Annotated in this window: 10 protein-coding genes; 1 reads left to right on the top strand and 9 read right to left on the bottom strand. The window is 35.6% G+C overall.

What is annotated here, in order from left to right:
* Positions 1 to 162 precede the first annotated feature (162 nt).
* The 5 genes from H0V01_01045 to dusB form a co-directional block, all read right to left on the bottom strand.
* A complete protein-coding gene (locus H0V01_01045; GenBank protein MBA2581952.1) occupies positions 163 to 2,739 on the bottom strand; it encodes a T9SS type A sorting domain-containing protein in 2,577 nt (858 codons plus the stop codon).
* Positions 2,740 to 3,142: 403 nt separating this feature from the next.
* Complete coding sequence (locus H0V01_01040; protein MBA2581951.1) at positions 3,143 to 4,537, bottom strand: NAD(P)(+) transhydrogenase (Re/Si-specific) subunit beta; 1,395 nt, start codon at positions 4,535 to 4,537, stop codon at positions 3,143 to 3,145.
* Between the two features lie 46 nt (positions 4,538 to 4,583).
* Positions 4,584 to 4,892, bottom strand: a complete 309-nt coding sequence (locus H0V01_01035; protein MBA2581950.1) for an NAD(P) transhydrogenase subunit alpha — start codon at positions 4,890 to 4,892, stop codon at positions 4,584 to 4,586.
* 17 nt (positions 4,893 to 4,909) lie between these two features.
* Entirely contained in the window at positions 4,910 to 6,034 is a 1,125-nt protein-coding gene (locus H0V01_01030; protein ID MBA2581949.1) for a Re/Si-specific NAD(P)(+) transhydrogenase subunit alpha, read from the bottom strand.
* A gap of 186 nt (positions 6,035 to 6,220) precedes the next feature.
* A complete protein-coding gene (gene dusB / locus H0V01_01025; GenBank protein MBA2581948.1) occupies positions 6,221 to 7,216 on the bottom strand; it encodes a tRNA dihydrouridine synthase DusB in 996 nt (331 codons plus the stop codon).
* A 38-nt stretch (positions 7,217 to 7,254) separates the two neighbouring features.
* Between dusB and H0V01_01020 the strand changes: the two genes are divergently transcribed.
* A complete protein-coding gene (locus H0V01_01020; protein MBA2581947.1) occupies positions 7,255 to 8,214 on the top strand; it encodes a CPBP family intramembrane metalloprotease in 960 nt (319 codons plus the stop codon).
* Between the two features lie 93 nt (positions 8,215 to 8,307).
* On the opposite strand, the gene H0V01_01015 is transcribed toward H0V01_01020, so the two are convergent.
* The 4 genes from H0V01_01015 to H0V01_01000 are packed head-to-tail and all read right to left on the bottom strand — an operon-like array spanning position 8,308 to position 10,539.
* The gene (locus H0V01_01015) at positions 8,308 to 8,778 is read right to left on the bottom strand and encodes a biopolymer transporter ExbD (GenBank protein MBA2581946.1); all 471 of its coding nucleotides are present in this window, start codon (positions 8,776 to 8,778) and stop codon (positions 8,308 to 8,310) included.
* A gap of 2 nt (positions 8,779 to 8,780) precedes the next feature.
* The gene (locus H0V01_01010; GenBank protein MBA2581945.1) at positions 8,781 to 9,365 is read right to left on the bottom strand and encodes a biopolymer transporter ExbD; all 585 of its coding nucleotides are present in this window, start codon (positions 9,363 to 9,365) and stop codon (positions 8,781 to 8,783) included.
* A gap of 8 nt (positions 9,366 to 9,373) precedes the next feature.
* Positions 9,374 to 9,766 carry a hypothetical protein gene (locus tag H0V01_01005; protein ID MBA2581944.1) on the bottom strand — a complete coding sequence of 131 codons (393 nt, stop codon included), beginning with the start codon at positions 9,764 to 9,766 and terminating at the stop codon, positions 9,374 to 9,376.
* A gap of 17 nt (positions 9,767 to 9,783) precedes the next feature.
* Positions 9,784 to 10,539, bottom strand: coding sequence for a MotA/TolQ/ExbB proton channel family protein (locus H0V01_01000; GenBank protein ID MBA2581943.1), 756 nt, complete (start codon positions 10,537 to 10,539; stop codon positions 9,784 to 9,786).
* Between the last annotated feature and the right edge of the window lie 213 nt (positions 10,540 to 10,752).

The following is a 10,752-nucleotide window of genomic DNA, read 5'->3' as shown; positions in this document are numbered from 1 at the left end:
GTACCAGCATGTATATTAGGCTTTTGAATCTGATACAAAATACAAAAAAGGGAGTAGATAAACTTGCGTTTCTACTCCCTTTTATTAACATTTAATTCTTAAAAAGACTTTTTCAGTGGCCTCCATTAATAGAGCAGCCTTTTTGTTTATGAATTGTATGTATTACTTAGATAACACAAAACGTTTGGTTTGTAATTGTCCATCAATATTTATTGACAATAAATAAATTCCGTTAGATAAAGAGGTGAAATTCTCATTGCCCGACAAATTCATTTTCTCTGAATGTACTCCAATTGATTGAGTTGTAAGAATTCTATTTTCAATAACCGCACCCATTAAGTTATAAATAGTAATTATAACATCTGAATTATCCTTTTTCAATGTGAAGCTAACCGAAAGATCGGTAGTTACAGGATTTGGGTAAATACTAAAATCAAAATTCTCGTTTACAGAAATCAGCTCAACTTCTTCAAGTTCTGATTCTTCCATTCTTGAGGTTGCAGAAGAGCTAAGGGTTAACCTAATGTTTGGTCTTTCATATGAAAGTGAGCCCGTTGTATTAGCGCATACTCCACCAGCAGCAATATCAGCTTTTTTATACAAGGTTTTGTAAGTACTTTGACTTGTAAAAGCAACTTTTGAATCCGTTGTATAGGAAGAATTATTCCAGCAAATATCAATTAACAAATTTCCTGTACCATTGTAGCTAAAAGGAGTGGAAAAATTATGGGTATTCCATCCTGTAACAGGGGTGAAATTGGTACTGTAAACCGTTGTCATTGCAGGGGCTAAAAATGAAGTACTTGTACCAAAAGAAGCGGCAGATGCGTGTGCGATTTTAATGGTGAAAGCATTCATTGCCTGGCTGCTTAAAGTAACAATGTTAAATCCAAGGGATTTTAGTACATTATTTGATGAAGAATATCCGGCAGCATCCAATTCTGCTTTGGTAATAATAAACTGAACTCTTTCATCCATATAATATGTTCCATAGGGAGCTATTGCTGAAGTTCCTGTACCAGCTCCTACTGTTAATGTAGAAGTTGTTGTTGTTGCAGCCGTAGTACTAAATGTTTTACTTGCAGAAAAAGAACTACTGCTTGTGCTTGAACAAACTCCCTGAACCTGGAATTCGTATTGAGTTGAAGCCGTTAAGCCTGAAACACTTCTGGAATTAGTTGTGCTTGTTGTATTGGTCCATGTAGTTGATGCAGTTGTTTTATACCTTACATTATAGCTTGTAGCGCCAGTAGATGCCCAGCCTAATGTTGCACCTGTAGTAGTTATGCTGCTTACAGTTAGACTGCCTGGAGTGGCGCAAGTAGCTACAGCAGAAACAATATTAACTGAGTAATCCTCAACTTCTCCATAAGTAAACTGCTCACAAGGACCTGAAATAGCACCATCCTTCATGATAATTCTCATTCTGGTTTTAGCAATCTTAGCTGTACTTGGCACTGTAAAGCTACCAGAAACAGCTGTAGTTGTTCCAGCGGAAGTGTAAACTAATTCTCCTGCATCAACAAAATCACTATCGTTATTCCAATCAATAAAAACTTTAAAATATTCCGAATAGGCAGTTCCGGCAAAACCTGGAGTTAGAGAAACTGTATATGCTTTTCCTAATTCTAAATTTGTTGAAATAGCAGTAAAATCAGCATAACCCCCATTGGCTCCTGTTGAATTGTTAATAGTATTTAATTTTACACTTGAAATCCACTCATAGGCAGTATTTGTTCCTTTTGCTGAACAATAAACAGGAGTTGTTGATCCTCCAGAGCATGCTGTAGAAGCAGCTAAACTGGCGCGAGCACCTCCTGAGGCTAAAACTGCTTGCATACGTGTTTTTTGTCCCAATGTAAACATATTCATACATGCATCGTCCGTATAATCCATATAATTCATATGCATTTCAGCTGTAGTTCCACAAGTATTTGATTTTGGATGAGATGGACAACCGGCATTTGAAGTTGTATGAACTGGAGTATCGGAAACAAGATCATTTCCACAACTAGCATCACCCCATATGTGACGTAAATTAAGCCAGTGGCCTACTTCATGCGTTGCTGTTCTTCCTTTGTTAAAAGGTGCAGTTACTGTTCCCGTATTTCCAAAATAGTTAAAACCTACTACAACGCCATCAGTTGCGGCAGAACCACTTCCAGGGAATTGGGCATATCCTAATAATCCTCCCCCTAAGTTACATACCCAAATATTCATATAAGAACCAGCCGGCCATGCATCTTTTCCACCTGAAGAATTGTACTTCATTTTATTAGTTTGGTCAAAAGATGTAACTGAAGTTGATGTTCTTGTAATTCCTGTAGTTGTTGCACCATTTGGATCCTTAGTGGCCATGCAGAAATTTATTTCGCTGTCGGCAGCCACACTTGTAAATGTTGAAGGAGTATTTGACTTATCAGCATTTAATCTCCTAAAGTCATCATTAAGAATTTTAATTTGTGACTGTATTTGAGCGTCAGAGATATTCTGAGATGTTGTATTATAAACAACATGCACTACAACAGGAATGTTGTAGACAGCTCTTGAGGAATTTCCATTGGCAGCTATAAACTGCTTGGTTTGTTCTTCAATTTGTTCCATTACCTGAATGGAAGAGGGATCCTGATTTCTTAACAGCTCCAAGTTTTCCATTGTGCCACATGTTCTTTGAGCAAAAATTGCTCCTGCACTAAAAAGACTAAAAGCAAAAATATTGAGTACTAATTTTTTCATCATTTAATTTTAAGTGAATTTATAAAACAAAAGCAAATATAAAATTTATTTTGATAAAACAATATTTTTGTAAGCGAGGAAGGTATTTTTTTCAAACGATTGATTTGTAGGCAATTAAAACCAAAAATTTGTTTTAATTTTTCTATTAATGGGCTAAAAGCAGTTCTTAAAGCCCTAGAAAAATGAAGTTAATTTTTTTTCTATTCTTGACATCCTAAACGCTTCCTTTTAAGAGGAATTTTTGAAAAAATCGATGAAAAATTGAAAATTAAAATGGAATTACCTCAGAAAATAATAAACCCTGGTAGTTTATAAAACAATTAAACCTGAAAGATTTTAAATGTCTTTCAGGTCTTTTTTATATTTTTAATACCCCCTGTTTTTTAACAATTAGGTGTATTAAAACTTACATTGATTTGATTTCAGCAACTAATTTTGTTAGAACACTTTTTGCATCACCAAAAAGCATACTTGTTTTGGAATGGTAAAAAAGGTCATTATCAATGCCCGCATAACCTGCATTCATTGAACGCTTGTTAATAATAATGTTTCTTGCAAGATCAACATCAAGAATAGGCATGCCGTATATTGGAGAAGAAGGATCAGTTTTAGCTGCTGGATTAACTACATCATTTGCCCCTATTACAACCACTACATCTGTGGTAGAAAACTCTCCGTTTATTTCTTCCATTTCTACCAGTTTCCCATAATCAACGCTGGATTCAGCAAGCAATACATTCATATGACCTGGCATTCTTCCTGCGACAGGATGAATAGCATATTTAACCTCAATACCACGTTCCTCAAGGATAGTTTCCAGTTCATGAATAACATGCTGTGCTTGAGCTACTGCAAGGCCATAACCAGGAACAATGATTACTTTCTTAGAATAATTCATCAATACCGCAGTATCACTAATAGAAATATCCTTATAGCTTTTATCCGCAGAACCTGCTCCAGCAGCAGCAGAGCCACCACCACCAAATGCGCCAAAAATTACATTGGTTAATGAACGATTCATTGCATTACACATTACAATAGTAAGAATTGTGCCAGCAGAGCCAACAAGAATACCTCCTGTAAGCATTACCTTGTTTCCATAAAGAAATCCTCCGAAAGCAGCAGCAACACCTGTAAAGGAATTCAACAAAGAAATAACAACAGGCATATCTGCTCCACCAATTGGAATAACAAACAAAACGCCATAAACCAATGCAAGAGCACATAAACCATAAACTATGGTAGCATCTAAAGCAAAACCTCCTACAATGGCTCCTGTTAATCCAAGAGTCAAAATCATAACACCAGTATTAATAATGTTATAATAAGGCAAGCGAATTTCTTTATTTAATGTTCCGTTTAATTTTGCCCAGGCAATAATACTTCCTGAGAAAGAAACACTTCCAATTACCATCCCGCCTAATACTGCTAATAAACCCAGAGGTTCAGGATGCGCAATAAAATGAGGGAATTCTATCAATCCAATTAGCATGGCACAGGCCCCACCCATACCATTAAAAATAGAAACCATTTCAGGCATAGCTGTCATTTTTACTTTTTTGGCAGCAAAAAATCCAAGGACCGTACCTAATGTCATTGCCGCAATAATAAGTATATAAATACTTGAATCTACTCCTGTTTTATATAAGAATAAAGTAGCTGCAATGGCAATTGCCATTCCAAAAGCTGCTATTAAATTACCTTTTCGAGCTGAATCAGGATGACTTAGCATTTTTAAACCGATAACAAATGTTACTGATGCAATTAAGTAGGCAATTTCAAGAATGTACGGGAATTCCATATATATATTAAGTTAAAAGTTAAGGTTGATTGAAAGGATTTGATTACTATTTTTTCTTTTTAAACATTTCCAGCATTCTGTCTGTTACTACAAAACCACCAACAACATTTAATGTTCCGAGAACAACAGCTATAAAACCCAATGAAAGAATTACAAAATTGTTACTTTCGGCCTGAAGCATAACTATAATGGCTCCAATAACCACAACTCCATGAATTGCATTTGCTCCAGACATAAGGGGTGTATGCAAAATTGAAGGCACTTTTCCGATTACTTCAACACCTACAAAAATGGACAAAATCACCACATAAACCATGTTCATGTTAGTATATAAAAACTCGAATATCCCTGTCATAATATATTAAATTTAAATTAAACTGTTTGCAGAAGAGATGAATGGACAATTTGTCCTTTATAAGTAATGAGTGATCCTTTGGTTATTTCTTCATCCATTTCCATTCTAAAATGATCCTTGTCGGCAAGATGCAACAAAAAGGTAGTGATATTACGCGCATAAAGTTCGCTGGCATTAAATGGCAACATACTTGGAAGATTAGACTCTCCTATAATTATAACGCCATGTTTAACTACCGTTTGATTTAGTTCACTCAGCACACAATTACCACCTTGTTCCACGGCCATATCAACAATTACTGAACCTGAGCGCATTGATTTTACCATATCTTCAGTAACAAGTACTGGAGCTTTTTTTCCAGGAATAAGGGCAGTTGTAATAACTATATCAGCTTGGGCAATATGCTTTGCAATAAGCTCCTGCTGGTTTTTCAAAAACTCATCAGAAACACCCTTTACATAGCCTCCTTCTAACTTCACAGAATCATCACCCTTCATTTCAATAAACTTACCACCTAATGATTCCACCTGCTCTTTTGTTTCAGGTCTAATATCTGAAACCTCCACAATTGCTCCAAGCCTTTTGGCAGTGGCAATTGCTTGCAATCCTGCCACTCCAGCACCCATTATAACCACTTTAGAAGGCTTGATGGTTCCTGCAGCAGTCATAAACATTGGGAATATTTTACCTAATGCGTTTGCGGCAATAATAACAGATTTATATCCTGCAAGATTCGCTTGAGAACTTAAAACGTCCATTTTTTGCGCTCTGGAAATACGAGGTATAGCATCCATAGAAAAAACAGTAATATTTTTCAATGAACAAGCATCGATTAGTTCACGATTTGTTGAGGCCCACACAAGAGAAATAAGAACGCTTCCCTCTTTCATCAGTGCTACTTCTTCTATACTTGGTGGGTTTACGCGCAAAACAATTTCCGCTTCGGCATAAAGTAATTCCTTCCCAGATACAATAACTGCTCCTGCCGATGCAAAAGATTCATCTGAAAAATAAGACTTATCACCGGCTCCAGCTTCTATGCTGCATTGGAACCCTTTGTCTGTTAGTTGTTTAACTGTTTCGGGCGTAAGAGCAACCCTATTTTCTTTAAATTTTGATTCTTTTGGAACTGCTATTTTCAAGGCTATGAGATTTAATTAGTACGAAAGTAATTAAAAAATTTATAGTAAATAAAGTAAAAAGCAAAGATTTTATCTATCGATTTTTAATTATTTTATTCACTTATTATAAGTCTGAGACAAAACTGGTAATTCTCTTATATGTTCTATGAAAACTATGTAATCAATTTAATTATTCCTTTTTTCAACTTAAAAGGAAAAGCCGTTTTGAACATATTGCTCGCCAACTTCATTCAAAGTATTTACTATTTCCTCGGCATTATTTGATGTAACTAATTTCATTCTATAATCTTTAAAATGAGGAAGCCCTTTAAAATAATTAGTGTAATGTCTACGCATTTCCAGAATACCAAGAACGTTACCCTTCCATTTAATAGATTCCATTAGATGGAACATGCAAGCTTCAATTCTTTGCTCAACAGTTGGCACTGGCAATGGTTCTCCGGTTTTCATAAAATATTTTATTTCATTAAAAATCCATGGATAACCTATGCTTGCCCGCCCTATCATAATACCATCCACACCATATCTGTTTTTCATCTCAATTGCCTTTTGAGCACTATTTACATCTCCATTGCCAAAAATCGGGATTTTAATTCTCGGATTGTTTTTTATAGCCCCAATTAAATCCCAATTTGCTTCTCCTTTATACATTTGAACGCGTGTACGCCCATGAACTGCCAGGGCTTTTATGCCGATATCCTGCAATCTTTCTGCAACATCTGTAACATTTTTGGTCTGTTCGTCCCATCCTAGCCTTGTTTTTACTGTAACTGGTAAATTAACTGCTTTTACAATTTCGGCAGTCATTTGAACCATTTTAGGAATGTCGCGCAATAAAGCAGCGCCCGCGCCCCTGCATGCAACATTCTTAACCGGGCATCCATAATTAATGTCAATTAAATCTGGCTTTACTTGCTCTGCTATAATAGCAGCCTCGCGCATGGATTCAATATCACTGCCAAAAAGCTGTATTCCTATTGGCCGTTCATATTCAAAAATATCAAGTTTTTTTCGGCTTTTTGCAGCATCGCGGATCAATCCTTCCGAAGAAACAAATTCAGTATACATTAAATCTGCGCCATGTTTTTTACACAAGGCGCGAAAAGGAGGATCACTCACATCCTCCATAGGAGCAAGAAGTAAGGGAAATTCTCCCAATTCAATATTTTCTATCTTTACCACTTCATTTTTTTACAAAAATATTAATAAAACCGGTGTTTATGTTACAAAAAAAGCTTTCTGAAGAAACTGTAATGACAAAACTGTTTGTCTTATTATTAATTGCATTCGGCTCACTGTTTGTTTTTTCATTTTTAGCAGTTTTATTAATTGAGCCCATTTTCGGAGTAAATATAGCCGAAGCAACGAGCTTGGTAATAGCACAGGAAAACCATTTAGCCCTAAATGCACTTAAATTTATGCAATTGCTAAATGCCATTGGTATTTTTATTGTCCCACCAATTGTTTTTGTAATGCTAGTAACTAATAACAAACTCAAATATCTTAATTTAAATACGGCTGGCCCCTCCCCCATTCTATATTTAATAATTCCTGCCATTATGTTAGGGGGAATGCCACTAATAAACTTCATGGCAGAAATAAACAATTACTTGCAATTTCCTGAATGGCTATCAGGCGTTGAAAAATGGATGAAAGCATCTGAAGAAAGTGCAAAACAGATTACAACAGCTTTTCTTCAAGTAGATAATATCCAGGGTTTGCTGTACAATGTTTTGTTAATTGCAGTAATTCCTGCAGTAGGCGAAGAATTGCTATTCAGAGGGGTTTTACAGCGACTAATAAACCAAGGGACCAATAGTAAGCACTGGGGAATATGGATAGCGGCTTTTTTGTTTAGTGCCTTACATATGCAGTTTTATGGCTTTTTGCCTCGTTTTGTGATGGGAGCGGCATTTGGATATATGCTTGTATGGAGCGGTAGTTTATGGACTCCAATATTTGCTCATTTTGTTAATAATGGGGCCGCTGTACTAGTTTCTTATCTTATTTATCAAAGATCAATTACTCCGGAAATAGAACATATAGGGGAAGGGGAAGGACAGGCTCTGCAGGTGGCAACAAGCGCAATTGTTGTATTTGCCTTGCTATGGCTTTTTTATTCCATTAGTATAAAAGAAAAAAAGGCTTCAGGCGAACTCAGCAATTCGGGAATACAGTAATGGTTTTTGCTTTCAATTTTATCTGCAAGGCCTTTAATAAAAAAAAATAGCCGGATCTTATAAAGAACCGGCTATTTTTTTTGAATAAATATTCTAGAGTTTATCAGTTTTTTTGGTTGAATAATTTATTTTTAAAGCATTTACTTTTCTTAATTCCTGCTTTACATCGGTTACAATACCCATTTTGGTTTCTTTGTCTACTTTCAAAGATGTGGTCATTAAGGGAATTTCAACCTCAGCGCGCTGTCTTCTTTCAGATTCAATCCATTCAGGAATTTGATTCACAGTTGCAAAAGCATCATTTAACTGCAACCTTGGCTCAGTACCAAAAACCGCTTGAAGCGGCTTTAGTGGTTTCCCGATAAAAATGTAACTAACAAGACTTTTTCTCTCCAGTTTGGCAATTTCAGTTGCTTTTGGCGTAAAAACTATCACTTTAAGCGATTTGTCTCTCATTACCGTAGTAACCATGAAAAAGAACAAAAGCATAAACACGATATCGGGTAAAGATGCTGTTGAAATTGCAGGTGTACTACCTCCTTGTTTCTTTTTAAATTTACTCATCTTTATTTTCCTCCTATGTTTTTAGGTTCAGCCTCTGATATTCTCTGAGGGTAAATCATTCTAACTGCAGCAACACGCTCTTCATCCTTAAGCAATACCAGGTCATCATATGATTTACCAAATTGAGACATGGCAATCTCATTTCTAAGTTCATTATAAGCCGCAGCAAGTTCATTTTGAACCATAATATAGGTTTCGTAGGAAGTACCTCTGTCGTTTTGAAGAGAAATTACTTGTTTAGAAACGGCATAATTCCCAAAAAAAGGAACTTCTTTTTCTTCCTTTTCAGGTAAATTTTCCTTTCTTCCTGGATTAGCAATAAATTCTTTTGCCTCTCTCCTTAAAGACTTAATATCTCCAGGTTCTCCCTTAACAAACAATTGATTATTTGCATTTACCAGAACTACAAAAACATTCCTTTTATTAAAATCAACTATTTCCGGGGCATCTTCAGGAAGTGGAGGTAGCATACGTTGCAAACCTGAATCAACATCCATAGTAGTTGTAACAAGGAAAAATATAAGTAGCAGGAATGCTATATCAGCCATTGACCCGGCATTTATTTCCGGAAGTTGCCTTCTTGCCATAATACTATTTATTTAAAAATTTTAGATACTTCTGCATATACTGCAGCTATAACAGCTCCTGAAGCTAACAAATAAAACAGGATTAAACCTGTACTTACTAATTTAGAAGAGAGTTCAGTGGTTCCATATGTGGCATAAGCAGCAGTAACTTCATTTCCTGCAACTGCATAAGATATTCCAGCCACAACCCCTAAAGCAAGTATACCAACCAAAGCAACTTTAGCACCTTTTGGATCACCAATCAGAGCAAATACAGGGAATATAAGGGCAGCGGCAGCAGCAGCAATAGCCAGTGCATAACACCATATAATAATAGGTTCTTCAGAAATCACTCCGGTATAAAATAATGCCGCAAGCAAAACAGAAACACCCATTAAGATGTAAGACAAAATTTGAATCATTTTAGAATTCATAAGAATTATTTTTTAGTCAGTTCGTGTTTTACTAATAGATCTACAAGAGAAATGGATGCATTTTCCATTGAGTTAACAATACTGTCAACTTTAGCAACGATGTAATTATAGAACACCTGAAGTATCATGGCTACAATAAGACCAAAAACAGTTGTTAAAAGTGCCACTTTAATACCACCGGCAACCAAAGATGGAGAAATATCACCTGCAGCCTCAATAGCATCGAAGGCTGAAATCATACCAATTACAGTACCCATAAATCCAAGCATAGGGGCAAGTGCAATAAACAACGAAACCCAAGAAAGACCCTTTTCAAGTAAGCCCATTTGAACACTTCCGTAAGAAATTACAGATTTTTCAACAATATCAATTCCTTCATGAGATCTGTCAAGGCCTTGGTAGAAGATGCTTGCAACAGGTCCTTTTGTATTTCTACAAACTTCCTTTGCTGCTTCAACACCACCAGAATTTAATGCGCTTTCCACATTGTTAAGCAATTTGTTGGTATTGGTTGTGGCAAGATTAAGGTAAATAATTCTTTCAATGCATAGAGCAAGCCCTAAAATCAAACAAATTAATACGATGCCCATAAACTCGGCACCACCTTCAATGAATTTTTGTTTTATAACCTGATGAAAAGTTAATTCAACTTCAGCCTCTGTTGTTGCCTCTATTGCCTCGCCTACTTGAGCGAATAATTGATTACTTGCACCAATGGTCAGAGTTCCGGCAAGTGTCAGTAAGAAAAATAGTTTTTTCATGTCGATTGTTTGGATGATTGTTTGGTTGTTGTTTTTGATTGTTTAAATAAACTTATTCAAAGTTAATATATTGTTATATTCTCTAGTAATTTTAAAAAAATCTTTTTGATTTCATTGTTTTCAGAAGATAAATTTAATCATTGGGATTAAAAAGCCCTAAAAGTTTTACGCAAAGTTTATTCTTAAAATTCAAGAAAGACAAAACTAATAAAA

The sequence above is a fragment of the Bacteroidota bacterium genome, from assembly GCA_013696965.1.
In the GTDB taxonomy this organism is placed as follows: Bacteria; Bacteroidota; Bacteroidia; order JACCXN01; family JACCXN01; genus JACCXN01.
The sequence above is the reverse complement of the archived record's forward strand: the minus strand, read 5'-3'. Positions and strand labels throughout refer to the sequence as shown.